The 21,675-nt window shown below is 59.7% G+C and carries 22 protein-coding genes; 10 read left to right on the forward strand and 12 right to left on the reverse strand.

All coding sequences use genetic code 11. The features are described from left to right. Positions 1-244: 244 nt before the first annotated feature. The gene (gene tyrS / locus CAG25_RS21825) at positions 245-1,444 is read right to left on the reverse strand and encodes a tyrosine--tRNA ligase (protein ID WP_011336180.1); all 1,200 of its coding nucleotides are present in this window, start codon (positions 1,442-1,444) and stop codon (positions 245-247) included. Between the two features lie 210 nt (positions 1,445-1,654). On the opposite strand from tyrS, the gene CAG25_RS21830 reads away from it, so the two are divergent. Both CAG25_RS21830 and CAG25_RS21835 read left to right on the forward strand, forming a co-directional pair. After that, positions 1,655-3,079 carry a peptidoglycan DD-metalloendopeptidase family protein gene (locus CAG25_RS21830; RefSeq protein WP_085612903.1) on the forward strand — a complete coding sequence of 475 codons (1,425 nt, stop codon included), beginning with the start codon at positions 1,655-1,657 and terminating at the stop codon, positions 3,077-3,079. A 3-nt stretch (positions 3,080-3,082) separates the two neighbouring features. Then, positions 3,083-4,174 carry an anhydro-N-acetylmuramic acid kinase gene (locus CAG25_RS21835; protein WP_064599798.1) on the forward strand — a complete coding sequence of 364 codons (1,092 nt, stop codon included), beginning with the start codon at positions 3,083-3,085 and terminating at the stop codon, positions 4,172-4,174. Between the two features lie 72 nt (positions 4,175-4,246). Here CAG25_RS21835 and erpA read toward each other — a convergent pair whose 3' ends face one another. Beyond that, positions 4,247-4,597, reverse strand: a complete 351-nt coding sequence (gene erpA / locus CAG25_RS21840) for an iron-sulfur cluster insertion protein ErpA (RefSeq protein ID WP_003228776.1) — start codon at positions 4,595-4,597, stop codon at positions 4,247-4,249. A gap of 168 nt (positions 4,598-4,765) precedes the next feature. After that, positions 4,766-5,800 carry an N-acetyl-gamma-glutamyl-phosphate reductase gene (argC, locus tag CAG25_RS21845; protein ID WP_064599800.1) on the reverse strand — a complete coding sequence of 345 codons (1,035 nt, stop codon included), beginning with the start codon at positions 5,798-5,800 and terminating at the stop codon, positions 4,766-4,768. 135 nt (positions 5,801-5,935) lie between these two features. Between argC and hemJ the strand changes: the two genes are divergently transcribed. The 6 genes from hemJ to coq7 all read left to right on the forward strand — a co-directional run bounded on the left by hemJ (position 5,936) and on the right by coq7 (position 10,412). Continuing rightward, entirely contained in the window at positions 5,936-6,364 is a 429-nt protein-coding gene (hemJ, locus tag CAG25_RS21850) for a protoporphyrinogen oxidase HemJ (RefSeq protein WP_011336184.1), read from the forward strand. A gap of 33 nt (positions 6,365-6,397) precedes the next feature. Continuing rightward, complete coding sequence (locus tag CAG25_RS21855; protein ID WP_085612905.1) at positions 6,398-7,366, forward strand: nitronate monooxygenase family protein; 969 nt, start codon at positions 6,398-6,400, stop codon at positions 7,364-7,366. A gap of 70 nt (positions 7,367-7,436) precedes the next feature. Further along, a complete protein-coding gene (locus CAG25_RS21860) occupies positions 7,437-8,387 on the forward strand; it encodes a DUF805 domain-containing protein (protein WP_085612907.1) in 951 nt (316 codons plus the stop codon). A 61-nt stretch (positions 8,388-8,448) separates the two neighbouring features. After that, positions 8,449-9,237, forward strand: coding sequence for an SDR family oxidoreductase (locus CAG25_RS21865; protein WP_064599806.1), 789 nt, complete (start codon positions 8,449-8,451; stop codon positions 9,235-9,237). Positions 9,238-9,318: 81 nt separating this feature from the next. Then, a complete protein-coding gene (locus tag CAG25_RS21870; RefSeq protein ID WP_007956318.1) occupies positions 9,319-9,657 on the forward strand; it encodes a histidine triad nucleotide-binding protein in 339 nt (112 codons plus the stop codon). Between the two features lie 107 nt (positions 9,658-9,764). Further along, positions 9,765-10,412 (forward strand): 2-polyprenyl-3-methyl-6-methoxy-1,4-benzoquinone monooxygenase, encoded by a 648-nt coding sequence (gene coq7 / locus CAG25_RS21875; RefSeq protein ID WP_007956317.1) that lies wholly within the window; start codon positions 9,765-9,767, stop codon positions 10,410-10,412. A 61-nt stretch (positions 10,413-10,473) separates the two neighbouring features. On the opposite strand, the gene speD is transcribed toward coq7, so the two are convergent. Next, positions 10,474-11,268: an adenosylmethionine decarboxylase gene (gene speD / locus CAG25_RS21880; RefSeq protein WP_085612909.1), complete on the reverse strand. Its 795-nt coding sequence runs from the start codon at positions 11,266-11,268 to the stop codon at positions 10,474-10,476. 237 nt (positions 11,269-11,505) lie between these two features. Then, positions 11,506-11,928 (reverse strand): OsmC family protein, encoded by a 423-nt coding sequence (locus tag CAG25_RS21885; protein WP_016772921.1) that lies wholly within the window; start codon positions 11,926-11,928, stop codon positions 11,506-11,508. A 236-nt stretch (positions 11,929-12,164) separates the two neighbouring features. Between CAG25_RS21885 and crp the strand changes: the two genes are divergently transcribed. Beyond that, positions 12,165-12,809 (forward strand): cAMP-activated global transcriptional regulator CRP, encoded by a 645-nt coding sequence (gene crp, locus CAG25_RS21890; RefSeq protein ID WP_011336190.1) that lies wholly within the window; start codon positions 12,165-12,167, stop codon positions 12,807-12,809. Positions 12,810-12,819: 10 nt separating this feature from the next. Here the strand turns inward: crp and CAG25_RS21895 are convergent, their stop codons facing one another. From CAG25_RS21895 to CAG25_RS21910, 4 genes are all read right to left on the reverse strand, one after another. Beyond that, positions 12,820-13,518, reverse strand: coding sequence for a lipoate--protein ligase family protein (locus tag CAG25_RS21895; protein ID WP_085612911.1), 699 nt, complete (start codon positions 13,516-13,518; stop codon positions 12,820-12,822). Between the two features lie 135 nt (positions 13,519-13,653). Then, positions 13,654-14,490, reverse strand: a complete 837-nt coding sequence (gene trpC / locus CAG25_RS21900; protein ID WP_039768100.1) for an indole-3-glycerol phosphate synthase TrpC — start codon at positions 14,488-14,490, stop codon at positions 13,654-13,656. Beyond that, on the reverse strand, positions 14,487-15,536 hold the full coding sequence (gene trpD / locus CAG25_RS21905; RefSeq protein ID WP_085612913.1) for an anthranilate phosphoribosyltransferase: 1,050 nt from the start codon (positions 15,534-15,536) through the stop codon (positions 14,487-14,489). Before trpD ends, trpC begins: the two co-directional genes overlap by 4 nt. A gap of 9 nt (positions 15,537-15,545) precedes the next feature. Then, positions 15,546-16,139, reverse strand: a complete 594-nt coding sequence (locus CAG25_RS21910) for an aminodeoxychorismate/anthranilate synthase component II (RefSeq protein WP_085612915.1) — start codon at positions 16,137-16,139, stop codon at positions 15,546-15,548. 403 nt (positions 16,140-16,542) lie between these two features. Here CAG25_RS21910 and estP point away from each other — a divergent pair, with 403 nt between their 5' ends. After that, positions 16,543-18,453 (forward strand): esterase EstP, encoded by a 1,911-nt coding sequence (gene estP, locus CAG25_RS21915; protein ID WP_085612917.1) that lies wholly within the window; start codon positions 16,543-16,545, stop codon positions 18,451-18,453. Positions 18,454-18,522: 69 nt separating this feature from the next. Here estP and trpE read toward each other — a convergent pair whose 3' ends face one another. The 3 genes from trpE to rpe form a co-directional block, all read right to left on the reverse strand. Further along, positions 18,523-20,001 (reverse strand): anthranilate synthase component I, encoded by a 1,479-nt coding sequence (gene trpE / locus CAG25_RS21920; RefSeq protein WP_085612919.1) that lies wholly within the window; start codon positions 19,999-20,001, stop codon positions 18,523-18,525. Between the two features lie 71 nt (positions 20,002-20,072). Next, the gene (locus CAG25_RS21925; protein ID WP_007956306.1) at positions 20,073-20,891 is read right to left on the reverse strand and encodes a phosphoglycolate phosphatase; all 819 of its coding nucleotides are present in this window, start codon (positions 20,889-20,891) and stop codon (positions 20,073-20,075) included. Then, a complete protein-coding gene (gene rpe, locus CAG25_RS21930; RefSeq protein WP_007918813.1) occupies positions 20,888-21,562 on the reverse strand; it encodes a ribulose-phosphate 3-epimerase in 675 nt (224 codons plus the stop codon). Before rpe ends, CAG25_RS21925 begins: the two co-directional genes overlap by 4 nt. Between the last annotated feature and the right edge of the window lie 113 nt (positions 21,563-21,675).

Raw genomic sequence — 21,675 nt, forward strand, 5'->3', positions numbered from 1 at the left:
TTCTACAGCATTACACACTGCTGTCAACACCTCTTTTCTCCGCTTTCGACCGAGAAGATCGAACCGTTGAAAGCACCAGAAAAACCGGCATTTCCAACTCTTTCCAGGCTTCGATGAACTGAAGCGATCTACTATCGAAACCTACTTAACTCATTGAATCTCAAGAAGTTTTCCGTTTCGACTGCGCCGGAAGTGGGGCGAATTATAGAGACTCAGAATTCGCCGTCAACCCCTTATTTCAACTTTACTCAGATTTAAGCGTAATCCGTGCAAAAGCCTTCTTGCCCGCCTGGCAAACGTGGGTTGCGCCCAGTACATATATAAAGGAACGATCAACCACCTCACCATCTACACGCACACCACCGGAAGCCAACAGATCACGAGCAGCCGCAGAGTTCTTCACCAGTCCTGCCTTATTAAGGACAGCAGCAATCGGCATATCCTCGGCAGCAGTCAGTTCGACCTCTGGGAGATCATCCGGCAACTCACCATCCTTCATACGGTTACCCGCACCACGGTGAGCATTGGCCGCAGCCTCTTCACCATGGAAGCGCGCAACAATCTCTTCGGCCAGCTTGATCTTGATATCACGCGGGTTGGCACCCGCTTCAACATCAGCACGGAAAGCATTGATCTCATCCATCGAACGGAAGCTGAGCAACTCGAAGTAGCGCCACATCAACGCATCAGGAATCGAGACCAGCTTGCTGTACATGACACCCGGCGCTTCCTGGATACCGACGTAGTTGCCCAGCGACTTGGACATCTTCTTCACGCCATCCAGACCTTCAAGCAACGGCATCGTCAGGATGCACTGCGCTTCCTGGCCATAACCACGCTGCAGCTCACGCCCCATCAGCAGGTTGAACTTCTGATCGGTACCACCCAGCTCAACGTCAGCGCGCAAAGCAACCGAGTCATAACCCTGCACCAGCGGATAGAGGAATTCGTGAATGGCAATCGGCTGATTGGTGGTGTAGCGCTTATCGAAGTCATCACGCTCGAGCATACGAGCAACGGTGTACTGCGAAGTCAGACGAATAAAGTCCGCCGGCCCCATCTGATCCATCCAGGTGGAGTTGAACGCAACTTCGGTTTTCGCCGGATCAAGAATCTTGAACACCTGAGTCTTGTAGGTCTCGGCGTTTTCCAGAACCTGCTCACGGGTCAATGGAGGGCGAGTGGCGCTCTTGCCGCTCGGATCACCGATCATTCCGGTGAAATCACCAATAAGGAAGATCACCTGATGCCCCAGTTCCTGGAACTGGCGCAGCTTATTAATAAGCACAGTGTGACCAAGGTGCAGGTCCGGCGCAGTTGGATCGAAGCCGGCCTTGATTCGCAGCGGCTGGCCACGCTTGAGCTTTTCGATCAGCTCGGACTCGACCAACAGTTCTTCCGCACCACGTTTAATCAGCGCTAGCTGCTCTTCAACCGACTTCATAACAGACCCGCAAGGCTCAGATTCAAAGGGAACCAACCATACAAGATCGCGCACCAAATACAAGTTTTGCCCGGCACACGGACACCAATCCACGGACAGGGCGTCCGCAGACTTGCTTCAGAGATGATTTGGTTATATTTTATACAGTTATTTCATCTTCATCATGTCATTCATCTTTTCCAATTCATCTTTTTCAAAGTCAAATTACTTATGACCACTGAACCGTCTAAAGCGCCACCGCTTTACCCGAAGACCCACCTGCTCGCCGCAAGTGGTATCGCCGCCCTTCTCAGCCTGGCGCTCCTGGTGTTTCCATCCAGTGATGTTGAAGCCAAAAAGACAACGCTGAGCCTTGAACTGGAAAGTCCTGCTGAACAACTGACACAAGATCAAGACGCTGCCGACGCAGCTCAAGCCACAAATGAGTCCGTAGCCTCCCCTTTCGCGCAGATCGAAAACAGCGCCGAAGAGACGCAGGAAACCGCTCAGACTGCACCAGCGCCGACACCGGTAGCTGAAGAAAAGAAGGCCCCAAATCACAGGGAAGTGATCGTCTCCAAGGGCGATACGCTTTCTACACTGTTCGAGAAAGTCGGCCTCCCGGCCGCGGCCGTCCATGAAGTGCTGGCCAGTGATAAACAAGCCAAGCAGTTCAGTCAGCTCAAACATGGCCAGAAACTCGAATTCGAATTGAATCCACAAGGTCAGTTGACCAACCTGCACAGCAAGATCAGCGACGTTGAAACCATCACCCTGACCAAGAATGACAAGGGTTATGTGTTCAACCGCGTTACCGCCAAACCGACTGTTCGCACCGCTTATGTACACGGTGTGATCAACAGCTCGCTGTCGCAGTCCGCCGCCCGCGCAGGCCTGTCCCACAGCCTGACCATGGACATGGCCAGTGTCTTTGGCTACGACGTCGACTTCGCCCAGGATATCCGCCAGGGTGACGAGTTCGATGTGATCTATGAACAGAAAGTGGTCAACGGCAAAGCCGTTGGCAACGGTCCGATCCTGTCCGCCCGCTTCACCAACCGCGGCAAGACTTACACCGCCGTGCGTTACACCAACAAGCAAGGCAACAGCAGCTACTACACCGCCGATGGCAACAGCATGCGCAAGGCGTTCATCCGTACACCGGTGGACTTCGCCCGCATCAGCTCTAAATTTTCCATGGGCCGCAAACACCCGATCCTCAACAAGATCCGTGCCCACAAAGGCGTCGACTACGCCGCTCCACGCGGTACGCCGATCAAGGCTGCCGGCGACGGCAAAGTGCTGCTGGCCGGCCGTCGCGGCGGTTACGGCAACACCGTAATCATCCAGCACGGCAACACTTACCGTACGCTGTATGGACACATGCAGGGCTTCGCCAAGGGCGTGAAGACCGGCGGCACAGTTAAACAGGGCCAAGTGATCGGTTACATCGGCACCACCGGCCTGTCCACCGGCCCGCACCTGCACTATGAGTTCCAGGTCAACGGTGTCCACGTCGATCCATTGGGCCAGAAGCTGCCGATGGCCGACCCGATCGCCAAATCCGAACGAGCTCGCTTCCTGGCGCAGAGCCAGCCACTGATGGCTCGTATGGATCAGGAAAAAGCCACCATGCTGGCTTCGAGCAAACGTTAAGCCATGGCTCTGTATATCGGCGTGATGTCCGGCACCAGTCTCGACGGGCTGGACATCGCCCTGATCGAGCAATCCTCGGCGATCAATCTGGTCGCCACGCACTACATCCCCATGCCTGACACCCTGCGCGCCGAGCTGCTTGGCTTGTGCGCCAGCGGCCCTGACGAAATCGCCCGCTCGGCGATTGCCCAGCAGAATTGGGTGAAGCTCGCCGCGCAAGGGATCCATACCCTCCTCGAACAGCAACAGCTCAAGCCTGAAGCCATTCGCGCGATCGGCAGCCACGGCCAGACCATTCGCCATGAACCGGCGCGCGGTTTCACCGTACAGATCGGTAACCCCGCCCTGCTCACTGAACTGACCGGCATCACCGTCGTCAGCGACTTCCGTAGCCGCGATGTAGCCGCCGGTGGCCAGGGAGCCCCGCTGGTTCCGGCCTTTCATGAAGCGTTGTTCGAAGAGCGTACAGGTAACCGTGCGGTCCTGAATGTCGGCGGTTTCAGCAATCTCAGTCTGATTGAGCCGAACAAGCCTGTAGCCGGTTTCGACTGTGGGCCGGGGAATGTGCTGATGGATGCCTGGATTCATCAGCGCCGGGGCGAGAACTACGACCGCAACGGGCAATGGGCAGCCAGCGGCAAAGCTGAGCCCACCCTGCTGAAAGCCCTGCTCAGCGATCCGTTTTTCGTGACGCAAGGCCCGAAGAGCACCGGCCGCGAAGTCTTCAACCTGCCCTGGCTGGAGCAACACCTTTCGCGCCTGCCAGTGTTCCCGGCGGAGAACGTGCAAGCGACGCTGCTGGAGCTCACCGCACTGACTATTGTCGACTCACTGCAAAGCGCTCAGTCCGACACTCGGGAACTGCTGGTCTGCGGCGGTGGCGCTCACAACGCCACACTGATGAATCGTCTGGCCGGGCTGCTGCCGAACGCCAAGGTCGCCAGCACGTCGACTCATGGCGTTGATCCGGACTGGGTCGAGGCCATGGCCTTCGCCTGGCTGGCTCACTGCTGTCTGGAAGGCATCGCCGCCAATCGCCCGAGCGTCACCGGCGCCAAAGGCCTGCGTGTACTCGGCGCCATCTACCCCAACTGACAAATTGCAGATAACAAAACGCCGCAGAACCGTGAGGCTCTGCGGCGTTTTATTGTGTTCGGTGAAACGCGATCAGATCGAGAACGAGGAGCCGCAACCACAAGTGGTGGTGGCATTCGGGTTCTTGATCACGAAACGCGAACCTTCCAGACCTTCCTGATAATCCACCTCGGCACCTGCCAGGTACTGGAAGCTCATCGGATCAACCACCAGACTGACGCCTTCGCGCTCGACGATGGTGTCATCCTCGGCCACATCCTCATCGAAGGTGAAGCCGTACTGAAACCCTGAACAACCGCCGCCCGTAACGAATACGCGCAGCTTCAAGCGATCATTCCCCTCTTCATCGACCAGGCTCTTCACCTTGTGCGCGGCACCTTGAGTGAATTGCAAAGCCGTGGGGGTGAAGGATTCGACGCTCATGCTGACTATCTCCCGGCGTTACGCCGCCATAATGCGTGATGACGCGCATTATCCGCTTGTCCTAGAAAATCGGTCAACTATTGTTACGGTATATCAATAAAGCTGATCCACTCACCAGAATGCAAAAAGGCCCGTCAGACGGGCCTTTTTACCAAGCAAGATCGGTCGTTACGGCAGCATGCCAGCGTGGGACAGGCCCAGACGCTCATCCAGCCCGAACAGGATGTTCATGTTCTGCACGGCCTGACCCGACGCGCCCTTGACCAGATTGTCGATCACAGAAAGCACCACCACCAGATCGCCATCCTGCGGACGGTGAACCGCGATGCGGCAGACGTTGGCGCCACGCACGCTGCGGGTTTCCGGGTGGCTGCCGGCCGGCATCACGTCGACGAACGGCTCATTGGCATAACGCTTCTCGAACAGCGCCTGCAGATCCACCGAGCGGTCCACCACGGTCGCGTAGAGCGTGGAGTGAATGCCACGGATCATCGGCGTCAGGTGCGGCACAAAAGTCAGACCGACATCCTTGCCCGCCGCACGACGCAGCCCCTGACGAATTTCCGGCAGATGACGGTGACCTTTGACCGCATAGGCCTTCATGCTTTCCGACGTCTCGGAGTACAGCGAGCCTACGGCAGCACCACGACCGGCACCGCTGACACCGGACTTGCAGTCGGCGATCAGGTGCGAAGCGTCGGCAATACCCGCCTCAAGCAACGGCAGGAAACCCAGCTGCGTCGCGGTCGGATAGCAACCCGGCACCGCGATCAGGCGTGCTTTCTTGATCTGCTCGCGATTGACTTCCGGCAAGCCGTAAACCGCCTCGTCCAGCAGCTCCGGCGCGCCGTGCGGCTGGCCGTACCACTTGGCCCATTCATCGGCGTCCTGCAGACGGAAATCAGCCGACAGGTCGATGACCTTGGTGCCGGCCGCCAGCAGTTCGCCAGCCAGTGCGTGGGCAACGCCGTGGGGAGTGGCGAAGAACACCACGTCGCAAGCGCCCAGGGTCTTGATGTCCGGCACGCTGAATGCCAGACCGTCGTAGTGACCGCGCAGGTTCGGGTACATGTCAGCCACGGCCAGACCGGCCTCGGATCGGGAAGTGATGACCACCACTTCTGCCTGCGGATGCTGTGCCAACAGACGCAGCAGTTCGACACCGGTGTAACCCGTGCCGCCGACGATACCGACCTTGACCATAAACCTGCCCTCAACGAACCCACTGGAAAGCCGTCGATAATAGGGGCCGCGCGCCCCTGCGACAACCGCCAAGGTGACGTGCGGACGCTCAAGCCTCTACTATCCGGCCTACCGTGAATCAGGGAATAACCAAAAATGCTCTATCTGTGGATCAAAGCGCTACATATCGTCAGCATCGTGTGCTGGTTTGCCGGGCTGTTCTATCTTCCGCGACTGTTCGTTTATCACGCGCAAAGTGAAGACACGATCAGCAAGGAACGCTTCAGCATCATGGAGCGCAAACTCTATCGCGGCATCATGGGCCCGGCGATGATCGCCGCGCTGATCTTCGGCGGCTGGCTGATCTACCTGAACCCGAGCATCTTCAGCAGCGGTGGCTGGATCCACGCCAAACTGACCCTGGTCGTGCTGCTGATCGGTTACCACCACATGTGCGGCGCGCAGGTAAAACGTTTTGCCCGTGGCGAGAACACCCGCAGCCATGTCTTTTATCGCTGGTTCAATGAAGTGCCGGTTCTGCTATTGCTGGCTATCGTAATTCTGGTCGTGGTCAAGCCGTTCTAACTTCAACAAATACAACTTTCCGGGGTACTTCCGATGTCGCTGCCCGCTCTGCTCGAACAACGTCTGCGTCTGCCCGTAGTGGCAGCACCGATGTTTCTGATCTCCAATCCTGAACTGGTGCTGGCGTGCTGCCGTAACGGCGTGGTCGGCAGCTTTCCGGCGCTGAATCAACGCGAAAGCAGCGGATTCAAGGCCTGGCTGGAGCAGATCGAAGCGGGACTGGCGACACTGGAGAACCCGGCGCCTTATGCCGTGAATCTGATTGTTCACAAGAGCAATCCACGTCTGGAGGCGGACCTGAACATCTGCGTCGAACACAAAGTCCCCATCGTCATCACCAGTCTTGGTGCCGTGAAGGAACTGGTAGACGCCGTGCACAGCTACGGCGGTCTGGTCTTCCACGACGTGACGACCCGCCGCCATGCCGAGAAAGCCGCCGAGGCCGGTGTCGATGGCTTGATCGCCGTCGCGGCCGGTGCCGGTGGGCACGCCGGGACCTGGAGCCCGTTCTCGCTGATCGCCGAGATCCGCGAGTTCTTCGACAAAACCCTGTTGCTTGCAGGATGTTTGAACCATGGGCATGAGATTCTCGCCGCACAACTGCTCGGCGCGGATCTGGCCTACTTCGGCACACGATTTATCGGCACCACTGAAAGTCATGCGCCTGACGCCTACAAGCAGATGCTGCTGACTGCCAAAGCCGCCGACATCATTCATACTCCTGCCGTGTCCGGTGTACCGGCCAGTTTCATGCGCCAAAGTCTGGAGGCCGCCGGTTTCGACATGGCAGCCCTGCAAGGCAAGGGTGAAGTGAATTTCGGCGACAAGCTCAAGCCGATCAACGACGAAGCCAAGGCCTGGAAAACCGTGTGGTCCGCGGGTCAGGGCGTAGGCCAGATCGACGATCTGCCAAACGTGGATCAACTGGTGGCGCGTCTTGATGCCGAATACCGTCAGGCCCTGGAGCACGCAGCGCAACTGCCGAAACGCTGGCCACGCTGAATGAAACCCGGCCAGTCGCTGTCTGACTGGCTTTAGACTCAATTTATCTCGCGACAAGGATGCCTCGGCCATGAGCGAACCCCGTTACAAGATCGTTTTCGACGGCGCGCTCCAGCCCGGCGTCGATATCACCACGGCCAAGCTCAACCTGGCCAATCTGTTCAAAAGCGATGTTGCCGCCATCGAGCGTCTGTTCAATGGCCGCACCGTCGCGCTCAAGCGTGATCTGTCGCACAGCGATGCGCAGACTTATCTGCAAGCGCTGGGCAAGACCGGGATCGATGCCCGGATCGAAACGGAAACGCCCATCGAACTGAATCTGTCGGATGTCCACGAGCAAGGCGCCGCCGTCACCGAACCCGACTCGCCTTACGCGCCTCCTCGCGCCGCCGTCGGTGAAAGCCTGCCGGCATTCGCGCCTCTAAAGCCGCTCAGCGTCGAAGGCCGGATCGGCCGTTTGCGTTACCTGGCATGGTCGATGGTGTTGAGCCTGGTAGCCCTGCCAATCGTCAGCGTATTCGCGCTGATCGGCCTGGGCCTGGTGAGCGCCGACTCGACCACCGGCCTGATCATCGGCGGCCTCCTCGCCTTCTTCCTGTTTTTGGCCTTCGCGATTGTCGGGATCCTGTTCAGCATCCAGCGCCTTCACGATATTGGCTGGTCCGGCTGGCTCTGGCTGCTGACGCTGGTGCCTTTCGTGGGCAGCTTCTTCCCGCTGGTGATCATGGTCGTGCCGGGCAATACCGGCGCCAACCGCTACGGTCCACCCCCTCCGCCGAACAGTACCGCAGTCAAAGTGCTGTGCTCTTTGTGGATCGTGTTTATCGGGCTGTTTTTCATGGCCGGCATGCTGGGCGGGATTACCGCCATCCAGGAAGAGTACGAAAGCAGTCTTGAAAGCAGCTATGAGAGCGGTTCGGTGACCACCGATGAAATCGAGGTCGAAGTCGAACCCGCCGCGAATTCGGCAGACGATGCAGCCGAAGCCGCCCTCGCCCCTGTAGACTCTGCGAAAGAATGAACAACGCTCCCCGCCGTGACACCTGCGTCGACGGCGCGGCGCTGTTGCGATGGAGATTTGCATGACCCGTTACGCTCTGATCACCGGCGCCTCCAGTGGCATCGGCCTGGCGATGGCCGAAGCCCTGGCGCGCCGTGGCCGCAGCCTGATTCTGGTGGCTCGCCAGCGTGATCAGCTGGAAAGCATTGCGATTGAACTGACCCAACGCTTCGGCGTGGAGGTGCTGTTCCGCGCCTGCGACCTCGGTGAGCCGCTGCGCCTGTCCGGTTTCCTGCTGGAGCTGGAAGAAGGCGACCGGCAGATCGATCTGCTGGTCAATTGCGCCGGCATCGGTACTTGCGGCCCGTTTCTGGCCCAGGACTGGATGACCGAACAGGACCTGATCGAAGTGAACATCCTCGCCCTCACCCGCCTCTGCCATGCCATCGGCAACAGCATGGCGTTGCAGGGCGGCGGGCAGATTCTCAATGTCGCGTCGGTGGCGGCCTTCAACCCCGGGCCCTGGATGAGCACCTACTACGCCAGCAAGGCGTATGTTCTGCACTTCTCGGAAGCACTGCGGGTGGAATTGAAGAAGTGTGCGGTCAAAGTGTCGGTGCTCTGCCCCGGTCCGACCCGCACCGCGTTCTTTCGCACCGCGCAACTGAACAACGACAAACTCAACGCCAGCAAATTGCTGATGAGCCCCGAGGAGGTCGCGCTGTATACCGTGCGCGCCCTGGAGAAAAACCGCGCAATCATCATTCCCGGACGCCGAAACCGCTGGTTCGCCTTTCTGCCACGGCTCGGTTCGCGCTGGCTCAATCGCACGATTATCGGCATGGTCAACAAGGCTTACTGCCCGCGCTGAAAAGTCCTACGGCAAAACACTGGGCGGCCTTATCACCCTATGAGTACACTCAGGCCAGCCCAAACAACGGAGAAAACAGCTGTGGATACTCTGTTCACCAAGATCATCAACCGGGAAATCCCGGCGAAGATCATTTACGAGGACGACCAGGTTCTGGCGTTCCACGATATCGCCCCACAGGCACCAGTGCATTTTCTGGTGATCCCGAAGAAACCGGTGCGCACCCTCAATGACCTGACCGAAGACGACAAGGCACTGGCCGGGCATATCCTGTTCACCGCCCAGCGTCTGGCGCTGGAGCTGGGCTGCGAGGAAGGCTTCCGGGTGGTGATGAACTGCAATGAAATGGGCGGGCAGACGGTCTACCACATTCACATGCACGTTCTCGGTCAACGCCAGATGAACTGGCCGCCGGGCTGATTGAACCCAGAGATCGGTGGGAGCGCCCCGCTCCCACATGACCCAGCGCAAACCTTCCACGGCCGATTCGGTTAAACTGGCCGCCGAGATTCTTCCCGGAGGTCAGCATGACTACCCAACGTCACTACTCGCCCATTGATCGTCTTCTGCTGCAAGCCGATGCCGCGATGCGTACCTTGCTGCCCTTCAGCGGCCAGCCGTACCGTCCGTCGCCAGCGATCGTGCAGCCCGATGTGCAGATGAGCGATGAAGACACCCGCCACGTCGCCGGTCTGATGCGCATCAACCACACCGGCGAAGTCTGCGCCCAGGCGCTGTATCAGGGCCAGGCGCTGACCGCCAAGCTGCCACAGGTGCGCGAGGCCATGGAGCATGCGGCCGAAGAAGAGATCGATCATCTGGTCTGGTGCGAACAGCGCATTCACCAGTTGGGCAGCCACACCAGCGTGCTCAACCCACTGTTCTACGGCATGTCGTTCGGGATCGGTGCAGTCGCCGGGCTGATCAGCGACAAGGTCAGCCTCGGGTTTGTCGCCGCCACCGAGCATCAAGTCTGCAAGCATCTGAACGAGCATCTGGAGCAACTCCCGGCCGAGGACGAAAAATCCCGGGCGATTCTGGAACAGATGCGTATTGATGAAGAGCATCATGCGGAAAGTGCACTGGAGGCTGGTGGTTTCCGCTTTCCGGCTCCGGTGAAGTTCGGCATGAGCCTGTTGGCCAAAGTGATGACCAAGAGCACTTACCGGATCTGAAAAACACCCGTAAAAAAGGCGACTGCCGCAAAGCAGTCGCCTTTTTTTGTGCCCGGATTTCTTAGCTCGGCATATTGCGCGCGTAGAAGATTTCCAGCATTTCGTGCTTCACACGCTCGGCCACCTGAGCGCGTTGCTCGGAAGACAGGTTGCTGGTGGCATCGCCGAACAGGTAGTTGTCCAGTTCGAAGTTCTTCAGCAGCATTTTGGTGTGGAACAGGTTTTCCTGGTACACGTTCACGTCGGTCATCTGGTACGCGTCGCGAGTGTCATCGGAAAGGTAGTTCTGGATCGAGTTGATCTCGTGGTCGATGAAGTGCTTGTTGCCTTCAACGTCACGGGTGAAGCCGCGCACACGGTAATCCACGGTCACGATGTCCGAATCGAACTGGTGAATGAGGAAGTTGAGCGCTTTGAGCGGTGAAATGACACCACAGGTCGACACATCGATGTCCACACGGAAGGTCGCGATACCGGCATCCGGATGGATTTCCGGGTAGGTGTGCACCGTGATGTGGCTCTTGTCGAGGTGGGCCAGGATGATTTCGGGCAATGGGCCCGGGGACTCTTCGATCTGGCTTTCGGTCGGGGTCACCGGCTCTTCCGAGATCAGAATCGTGACGCTGGCACCCTGAGGCTCATAGTTCTGACTCGCAATGTTCAGAATGTTGGCACCAATGATTTCGACAACTTCCGTGAGGATCTGCGTCAGGCGTTCGGCGTTGTACTCTTGATTGATGTACTCGACGTAAGCCTGCTGGTCTTGCGGGGTTTCCGCGTAGCAGATGTCATAGATGTTGAAGCTCAAGGTCTTTGTCAGGTTATTGAACCCGTGGAGCTTGAGTTTGCTTTTCACCGTTAAAAACTCTCTATGTATGCGGCACGGCCGCGTGATCAAGCATGCCCGTCAAGTGCGAACAACGCACCTGCGTAGGACGGTTAACACCTCTTCGCGATGGCGATTTTGGTTATCTGTTCAGGCGGATGACCCGTCGATTGACTGATCACGGCCCTGAAAAAAGTGGCGCATTATGCAGACGTCAGCGGGGGATCGCCAGAGTCTGCACTGCTTTTATGATAGTTGAATGTCGGCTCAGCCGAGTTCAACGATTTCGTAGTCGTGGGTGATCGCTACGCCAGCCGCGCCGAGCATGATCGAGGCCGAGCAATACTTCTCCGCAGACAGTTCGATGGCGCGTTTGACCTGGGCTTCTTTCAGGCCCCGGCCCTTGACCACGAAGTGCATGTGGATCTTGGTGAACACTTTCGGATCTTCGGTCGCGCGTTCGGCATCCAGAAAGGCTTCGCAGCTTTCAACGGCCTGACGGGACTTCTTCAAAATGCTGACCACGTCGAAATTGCTGCAACCGCCGACACCCAGCAGGAGCATTTCCATGGGGCGGACACCCAGGTTACGACCACCGGCGTCCGGCGGACCGTCCATGACCACGACATGACCGCTGCCGGATTCGCCGAGGAACATGGCTTCGCCAGCCCATTGGATGCGTGCCTTCATCGCCAAGACTCCACTGTAGAAAAAAGGGTCGCCAGCTTAGCACAGGGCCCCGCCCGGACAGCGAGCAGGTTCCTAGGACGAATGCACCTTCAGCGTAGGTGATTTCTCGAAATTTCGACGAAGTGTCTGGTAAGCTGGCGCCAATTCACTGGCGCCTTCGCCAGACTGTGTAGCGACCGCCTCAGCGCCTCATATAAAAACCAAATATAACCGTGCAGTCTTTTCGGGATACAACCATGGTTGGTATTACCCCCACACCCAAAATCAAGAACCTCGACAAGCTGCTGATGCATTGCCAGCGCCGCCGTCACGCGGCCAAGAGCAACATCATCTGCGCCGGAGATCGCTCCGACACGCTGTATTTCATCATCCGCGGTTCGGTCACGATCCTGATCGAGGACGACGACGGCCGCGAAATGATCATTGCGTACCTGAATGCCGGGGACTTCTTCGGCGAGCTGGGTCTTTTCGAAGAGGCCGGCCAGGAACAGCAGCGCAGCGCCTGGGTGCGGGCCAAGGTTGAGTGCGAAGTCGCGGAAATCAGCTACGCCAAGTTCCGCGAATTGTCGCAACAGGATCCGGACATTCTTTACGTGCTCAGCGGACAAATCGCACAACGTCTGCGCAACACCACACGCAAGGTCGGCGACCTGGCGTTCTTCGACGTTACCGGCCGTGTCGCTCGCTGCCTGCTGGAGCTGTGCAAGCAACCGGACGCCATGACTCACCCGGACGGCATGCAGATCAAGGTGACCCGTCAGGAAATCGGCCGGATCGTCGGTTGTTCGCGAGAGATGGTCGGTCGCGTGCTCAAGGATCTTGAAGAACGCAACCTGGTGGATGTGAAAGGCAAGACCATGGTGGTCTTCGGCACTCGCTGAGTTCTCAATCTCAGCCGGCGTAGATCTGCGCCAGCATCAAACGAAAGAGTTCATCAAGGCGTGCCAGTGCATGGGGCGCCGGGAATTTTTCGTGCAGAGCGATGTGGCTGGCGGCACGCACCCGCTGCTCCAGGCCACACGCCTCGTTGAATCGGTTGACCGCCGCGACCATCGACTCACGTTCGTCATCCACCAGCATCGCCCCGTGCACCAACCCCACCGGACGCTGACCACCCTGACTCTGGCGCCAGCGCTGAGCGGTGCCGACCATCTTGCGACCGTCGAGATTGACGTTGAAGCGACCGTCGCAAAACGCACCGTCGATTTCACCCAACGACGAAGTGCCGCCCAACTCATCCAGCAACTCACAAATCGGATCACACAGACGCCGGTAACCGGTTTCGATACGGTTCAGATCGCCTTCGCTGCGAGGCGGTGCATAGACCAGTGCAATATTGATGGTCGACGCCGATTGCGGAACCGGTTCGCCACCGGTTTCACGCAGCAACACCGGCCAGCCGGCAGCAGCGGAGACTTCACAGGCGTGATCGAATCCGGGCAATCGATTCAAACGGCGCGGCATGACCAAAGCGCGGTCGCTGGGCTGCCAGAACAGCAGACCGAATTCAGCGTCGCCGGCGCAGACAGAGGCCAGCAGATCCTGTTCGGCTTGCAGGCCGGCTTCGATGGTCAGGGAAACTGGAGTCATAAAGAAGTCCGTTAGACGATCAGTCTGTGGTGAATCTTATGGCCTCTTCGCGAGCAAGCCCGCTCCCACATCAGGAATGCATTTCTCCTGTGGGAGCGGGCTTGCCCGCGAATGAGTCGACTCGGTCTGAATGAATCAGTCGAGGGTCGAACCGCTCACCGGAACGCCGCGTTCAGGGAAGAACAGACGCTGCAGTTCAATGCCCGGGCTTTCGGCGCGCATGAACGCTTCGCCGACCAGGAACGCGTAAACGTCGCTGATTTCCATAAGCTCGACATCGGCACGGTTGAGGATCCCGCTCTCGGTGATGACCAGACGATCGCGCGGGATGCGCGGCAGCAGGTCGAGGGTGGTTTCCAGGCTCACGTCAAAGGTGTGCAGGTTGCGGTTGTTGACCCCGACCAGCGGCGTGTCGAGAGTTTTCAATGCGCGCTCCAGTTCATCGCCGTCGTGCACTTCCACCAGCACATCGAGGCCGACGTCCTTGGCCACCGACGCCAGTTCGGCCATTTTCACGTCATCCAGCGCGGAGACGATCAACAACACGCAATCGGCGCCCAAGGCACGGGCTTCGACGATCTGGTACGGATCGATCATGAAATCCTTGCGGATCACCGGCAGCGAGCACGCAGCGCGGGCCTGTTGCAGGTAGGCATCGGCGCCCTGGAAATAGTCGATATCGGTCAGCACCGACAGGCAGGTCGCCCCGCCCTTCTCGTAGCTTTTGGCGATCTCGGCGGGAACGAAGTTCTCGCGGATCACGCCTTTGCTCGGCGACGCCTTCTTGATTTCGGCGATGACCGCCGGTTGTTTCTTCTTGGCCTGCGCCAGCAATGCCTGGGCAAAACCACGGGGTGCATCGGCCGCCTTGGCCAGACTTTCCAGCTCGCTCAGGCTCACACGAGCGCTACGCTCGGCGACTTCCTGAACCTTGCGGGCCAGAATGTTTTCCAGAACCGTCGGTACACTCATCCCTCATTCTCCACTTTGAATACCGCGGTAAAGGCACCCAACTCCTCGAGTTTTTCCCGAGCAAGACCGGTGTGCAGAGCGTCGTGGGCCAGTGCCACGCCCTCTTTCAGACTTGTCGCCAGGTCGGCGGCGTACAGCGCCGCACCGGCATTGAGCACGATCATTTCGGCAGCCTTCTGGCCGTTCTCGGTCTTGCGCTTGCCCAGTGCATCGCGGATCAGCGCCAGCGACGCTTCCGGGCCTTCGACCGACAGGCCGTGCAGGCTCTGGCTCTTCATGCCCAGATCTTCCGGCTCGACCCAATATTCGGTGATCTGATCGTCCTTCAGCTCGGCGACAAAGGTCGGCGCCGCCAGACTGAACTCGTCCAGACCGTCCTTCGAATGCACCACCAGCACGTGCTTGCTGCCCAGACGCTGCAAGACTTCAGCCAACGGCCGGCACAGCGCCGGGGTGAACACGCCCACCACCTGATGTTTCACACCGGCCGGATTCGTAAGCGGGCCGAGCATGTTGAACAGGGTGCGCAGACCGAGATCGCGGCGCGGGCCGGCGGCGTACTTCATGGCTTTGTGGTGAGTCTGGGCAAACATAAAACCGATGCCGACGTTATCGATGCAGCGCGCCACCTGAACCGGGGTCAGGCTGAGGTAGATGCCGGCGGCTTCCAGCAGGTCGGCACTGCCGCTCTTGCCCGACACCGCACGGTTACCGTGCTTGGCCACGGTGCAGCCAGCAGCAGCGACCACAAAGGAAGACGCGGTCGACACGTTGAAAATATTCGCCCCGTCACCGCCGGTGCCAACCACATCGACCACGCCGTCGAGGGTCTTGAGTTCGACCTTGTCCGCCAGTTCGCGCATCACCGACACGGCGCCGACGATCTCGTCGATGCTCTCGCTCTTCATGCGCATGGCCATCATGAACGCGCCGATCTGCGCGTCCGTGCATTGGCCGGTCATGATTTCGCGCATCACGTCGCGCATTTCATCGGTGCTGAGGTCAAGGTGATCGACGATACGGCTCAGGGCTGTCTTGATATTCATGGGAAGTCCTTAGCGCGTGCCGCCGGTTTGTTTGAGGAAGTTGGCGAACAGTTCATGGCCCTGCTCGGTGAGGATCGATTCCGGGTGGAACTGTACGCCCTCGATGTTCAGGGTCTTGTGACGCAGGCCCATGATTTCGTCGACCGAACCGTCATCGTGCTGGGTCCACGCGGTCAGCTCCAGGCAATCGGGCAACGTTTCGTGTTTAACGATCAGGGAATGATAGCGGGTGACGGTCAGCGGGCGGTTCAGCCCGGCAAACACACCCTTGTCCTCGTGGAATACCGGACTAGTCTTACCGTGCATCACCTGGCGGGCGCGGACAACGTCGCCGCCAAAAGCCTGACCGATGGACTGGTGGCCGAGGCAAACGCCGAGGATCGGCAGTTTGCCGGCGAAGTGCTTGATGGCTTCGATGGAGATACCGGCTTCGGTCGGTGTGCACGGGCCCGGGGATACGACGATGCGCTCAGGTTTGAGCGCTTCGATTTCGGCGATGGTCAGTTCGTCGTTGCGCACCACCTTGACCTCGGCACCCAGCTCGCCGAGGTATTGCACAACGTTGTAAGTAAAGGAGTCGTAGTTGTCGATCATCAGCAACATGGCGTTTCGAACCTCTTGAATTCTGACTTGAAGACAGCCTTCGGATGACTTGCCAGGGCGCTGCACACGGTCAGACGCGCAGGTCGCGTCGGCACAGCGGCATTTCAAACGGGCAAGGAAGGCAAAGCGATACAGATCCGGCGGGGCCGGCAGAATAGATTCAGGCGCGCCAACGCCAGCGGGCGTGTGCCTTGATGACTTGATCCAGAAGTTTGCTGGTGATCAACACGGGGAAGGTCTCGTTCATACGTTTCGGCACAGTAACTTAGCTGGGCGGAGCGTGCAATATGGCCGGGGCCGTGGGGGATAAAACAATGGGAGGGTTGACGACCGATGGCAAATCGCCGGAAGTTTTTGGTACTGTCGTTTCGTTCACTACAACAATAAATAAACGGACTTGCTCATGATCAAACAGAAGTTGTTTGTACCGCTCGCCGGATGCTTGCTCGCGATGGCCTGCGCCCAGGCGAACGCCGCACCCAATCCTTATTCGAATTTCGTGGTCTTCGGCGACAGCCTCAGCGATGCGGGGACTTTCACCGACAGCGGCGGCCCGGCCGGCGCCACCGAACGCTACACCAACCGTACCGGTCCGAACTATCAGGACGGCAGCGGTGAGTTCTACTCGCTCAACGCCACGCAATTGCTCGGTGGCCGCCTCGGCTTCACCCCCGATCAAACCGCCTCCTCGTCCTCAGCGGTACGTGCCGGCCAAGGCCAGCCGGACGGTAACAACTGGGCTGTGGGCGGCTACCGCACCGACCAGATTCTCGACTCGATCACCAGCCAGTCCGCCACTGGCGAACGTACCCGCGCCGGTTATCTGCCGTCGAACGGTTTCCGTGCCGACCCGAATGCCCTGTATTACCTGACCGGGGGCGGCAACGACTTCCTCCAGGGCCGTGTCACCAGCCTGCCTCAGGCGAATGCCGCTGCTGATCGACTGGTCGACAGCGTACGCACACTGCAAGGTGCCGGCGCCCGCTACATCATGGTCTGGCTGTTGCCGGACATCGGCCTGACGCCAGCCATCAACGGTTCGCCGCTACAAGCCTTCACCTCGCAACTCAGCGCCCAGTTCAACACCGAACTGGTCAGCCAGTTGCAGAGCGTCAATGCCAACGTCATCCCGCTGAACGTCCCGGTTCTGCTCAAAGAGGCATTCGCCAATCCGGCGCAGTTCGGTCTGGCGACCGACCAGAATCTGGTCGGCACCTGCTTCAGCGGCAACAGTTGCACGGAGAACGCGCGGTACGGGATCAACAGCGCCACCCCGGATCCGACCAAGCTGATCTACAACGATGCCGTCCACCCGACCGAAGCCGGGCAGCGCCTGATTGCCGATTACGCCTACTCGCTGCTGGCCGCACCATGGGAAGCGACCCTGTTGCCGCAAATGGCCCAAGGCACCCTGCGCTCGCATCAGGATGAACTGCGCAACCAGTGGCTGGCGGATTGGCAAAACTGGCAGGCCGTTGGCCAATGGCGGGCGATTGTCGCCGGCGGCGGCCAGCATCAGGACTTCGACAGCCAGCGCAGCGGCGCCAGCGCCGACGGCAACGGTTACAACCTGAACATCGGCGGCAGCTACCGCCTCAACGACGCATGGCGCGTGGGCGTGGCGGCCGGTTTCTACAACCAGAAACTCGAGGCCGGCGACAACGACTCGGACTACAAGCTGAACACCTACCTTGGCACCGCGTTCGCCCAGTACCAGCAGAACCGCTGGTGGGGTGACGCCGCCGTGACCGCCGGGCATCTGGATTACGACAGCCTCAAACGCAAATTCCAGCTGGGAGTCAACGAACGCGGCGAGAAAGGCGATACCGACGGCTATGTTCTGGCCTTCAGCGGACGCGTGGGCTACGACATTGCGCCAGAAGCGAGCAGCCCATGGCACCTGTCGCCATTCGTCAGCGCCGATTTCGCCAAGGTTGAAGTCGATGGCTACTCGGAAAATGGCGCCGACTCCACGGCACTGACGTTCGATGACCAGTCGCGCATTTCCCGGCGTCTCGGCCTCGGGATCCAGGGCAAGTACCAGATCACCTCGCAGACCCAGGTGTTCGGCGAACTGGCCCATGAGCGCGAGTACAACGACGACACCCAGCATGTGACGATGAACCTCAATGGCCTGCCGAACAACCGCTACACCCTGGCCGGCTATGCCCCGCAGACCAACCTGAACCGCCTGAACCTCGGCGTGAGCCACAACCTCACCAAGGATCTGGCATTGCGCGCCAGCTACGACATCCGCAAGGATGACGACTTCACCCAGCAAGGGATCAACGTCGGCGTAGCGCTCGACTTCTGATTCGCAGGCCATAAAAAAACGCGGCGCCCTCACAGGCGCCGCGTTTTTTTTGGCTGAATCAGCAATCACTCAGTCCGGGGTTTGCTCGGCCAGTGCAACAGCGCGGAACATCGCCCGGCGCTTGTTGATGGTTTCTTCCCATTCCAGCGCCGGCACCGAGTCAGCGACGATGCCGCCACCGGCCTGCACGTGCAGTTCGCCGTTCTTGATCACTGCGGTACGGATCGCAATCGCGGTGTCCATGTTGCCGTTCCAGGCGAAGTACCCGACCGCGCCGCCATACACGCCACGCTTGACCGGCTCCAGCTCGTCGATGATTTCCATCGCACGGATCTTCGGCGCGCCGGACAAGGTGCCCGCCGGCAGGATCGCCCGCAGTGCGTCCATCGCCGTCAACCCGGCCTTCAACTGACCGGTGACGTTGGACACGATGTGCATCACGTTGGAATAACGCTCGATCACCATCTTCTCGGTGAGCTTCACCGAGCCGATCTCCGATACGCGCCCGGTGTCGTTGCGACCGAGGTCGATCAGCATCAGGTGCTCGGCGATCTCCTTGTCGTCGGACAGCAGGTCTTCTTCCAGCGCCACGTCCGCCTCTTCGGTGGCGCCGCGAGGACGGGTGCCGGCAATCGGGCGCACGGTGATCAGGTTGTCTTCGACCCGCACCAGCACTTCCGGAGAACTGCCGACGACGTGGAAATCGCCGAAGTTGAAGAAGTACATGTACGGCGTCGGGTTGAAGCAACGCAGTGCGCGGTACAGATCGATCGGAGCAGCCTTGAAGTCGATCGACATACGCTGGGACGGCACGACCTGCATGCAGTCACCGGCGAGGATGTATTCCTTGATGGTGTCGACGGCTTTTTCGTAGTCGTCCTGAGTGAAGCTGGAACGGAACACCGGCTCGGCCGCCTGCGGCTTGCTGAAATCCAGGCCACGGCGCGGGGTGATCGGCTGACGCAGTTTTTCCAGCAGTTGCTGCAATTGCGCCTGGCCCTGCTCGTAGGCATCGGCCTGCGTCGGGTCGGCCAGCACGATCGCGTGCATCTTGCCGGCGAGGTTGTCGAACACCACCACCGCATCGGAGACCATCAGCAGAATGTCCGGCACACCCAGCGGATCCGGGTTCGGGCATTTGCCGAGGCGCTTCTCTACATAACGCACGCAGTCGTAACCGAAGTACCCCACCAGACCGCCGTTGAAGCGCGGCAGACCGGCAATGGTCGGCACGTTGTAGCGGGCCTTGAAGGTTTCGACGAAGGCCAGCGGGTCTTCGACGTCGTGGCTTTCGGTCTCGACGCCATCGACGGTGATACTCACGTGATGGTCGTGAACCCGCAGCACGGTGCGGCACGGCAGGCCGATGATCGAGTAACGGCCCCATTTCTCGCCGCCCTGCACCGATTCGAGCAGGTAGGAGTTGGGCTGGTCGGCCAGTTTCAGGTAGATCGACAGCGGGGTGTCGAAGTCGGCCAGGGTTTCGCAGGCCAGCGGAATGCGGTTGTAGCCGTCAGCGGCCAGACGCAGGAATTCTTCGCGGATCATAGGGTGCCTCGTGGTGTGAGGGGCAAATCAGTCAGGTGTGCAAACGCGCCGGCAGGCCGGCCAGGAACAAGTCAGGCGCGCCAACGCCAGCGGGCCAGGGCCTTGATGACTTTCATCCAGAGTTTGCGGGTGACCACCACGATGGCGTTTCCAGAAGGGGATTGAGAAGCGTCGGGCAACGTTATCTCAGCGGCCGTATCCAGGCAACCGGGAATTAGCTTGCGCAGGTCGTCGATCACCAGCGCCGGGGATTCCTCGGCAATCGGCCGGCCATGGTTGTAGCCATAACTGAGCCCGACGCATTTGACCCCCGCCGCTTTCGCCGCCAGCACGTCGCTGCGCGAATCACCGACGAACAGCGATTGCGAGGCCGGGATACCGGACATCTTCATCACGAAGAACAGCGCCGCCGGGTCAGGCTTCTTCTGCGGCAGGGTATCGCCGCCGATGATCCACTTGAAGTAGCGGCCGATCTTCATCTGATCCAGCAGCGGTGCGACGAAGCGCTCCGGCTTGTTGGTGATCAGCGCCATGGCCACGCCCTGCTTGTGCAGCCATTTCAGGGTGTCGCGCACGCCGGGATAGACCACGGTCAGCTCATGGCTGGCGCCGTAGGCCTCCATGAAAACCTCCAGCGCATGCTCGGCTTCGACGTCATCCACGGAGGAATGATCGATACCGCCGGCCAATGCGCGGCGCACCAGCACCGGCGCACCGTTGCCGACCCACTCGCGTACCGACTCGATTCCGGCAGGCTTGCGCCCGAGCGAGAGCAGCATGTTATCCACAGCCGCCGCCAGGTCGGGTACCGAATCGATCAGCGTGCCATCCAGATCGAACATCACCAACCGCGGCAGTTGCCCCGGGAACAGCTGCTCAAAACCGCTCATGGGCGAGCCAGCGCCAATTCGGAACGCATCTTGTCGATGACTTCCTGATAGTTCGGCGCATTGAAGATCGCCGAGCCGGCCACGAAGGTGTCGGCGCCAGCGGCAGCGATTTCGCGGATGTTGTTGACGTTGACGCCGCCGTCGATTTCCAGGCGGATGTCACGGCCCGAGGCATCGATGATCGCCCGCGCTTCGCGCAGCTTGTCGAGGGTGCCGGGGATGAATTTCTGTCCGCCGAAGCCCGGGTTGACGCTCATCAGCAAGACCATGTCGACCTTGTCGATCACGTACTTGAGCACATCCAGCGGGGTCGCCGGGTTGAACACCAGGCCGGATTTGCAGCCGCCTTCACGGATCAGTTGCAGGGAACGATCGACGTGCAGTGTGGCTTCCGGGTGGAAGGTGATGTAGGTGGCGCCGGCCTCGATGAAGTCGCCGACGATGCGATCCACCGGGCTGACCATCAGGTGGGCGTCGATCGGCGCGGTCACGCCGTACTTGCGCAGCGCGGCGCAGACCATCGGGCCGATGGTCAGGTTCGGTACGTAGTGGTTGTCCATGACATCGAAGTGGACGAAGTCGGCACCGGCGGCCAGAACGTTGTCCACTTCCTCGCCCAGGCGGGCGAAGTCGGCGGAAAGAATCGACGGAGCAATAACGAAGGGCTGCATGACGCACCTTTTCTGAGCTAAATCACGATGGCGCGCATTGTATACCTCAAGTTTCCGCGCGCGCACCGTGACCGCGATGATTGGGTTGTGCCATGACCGATGACCGGCGGGTT

The organism is Pseudomonas sp. B16(2017) (assembly GCF_002113205.1).
Taxonomy (GTDB): Bacteria; Pseudomonadota; Gammaproteobacteria; order Pseudomonadales; family Pseudomonadaceae; genus Aquipseudomonas; species Aquipseudomonas pharyngis.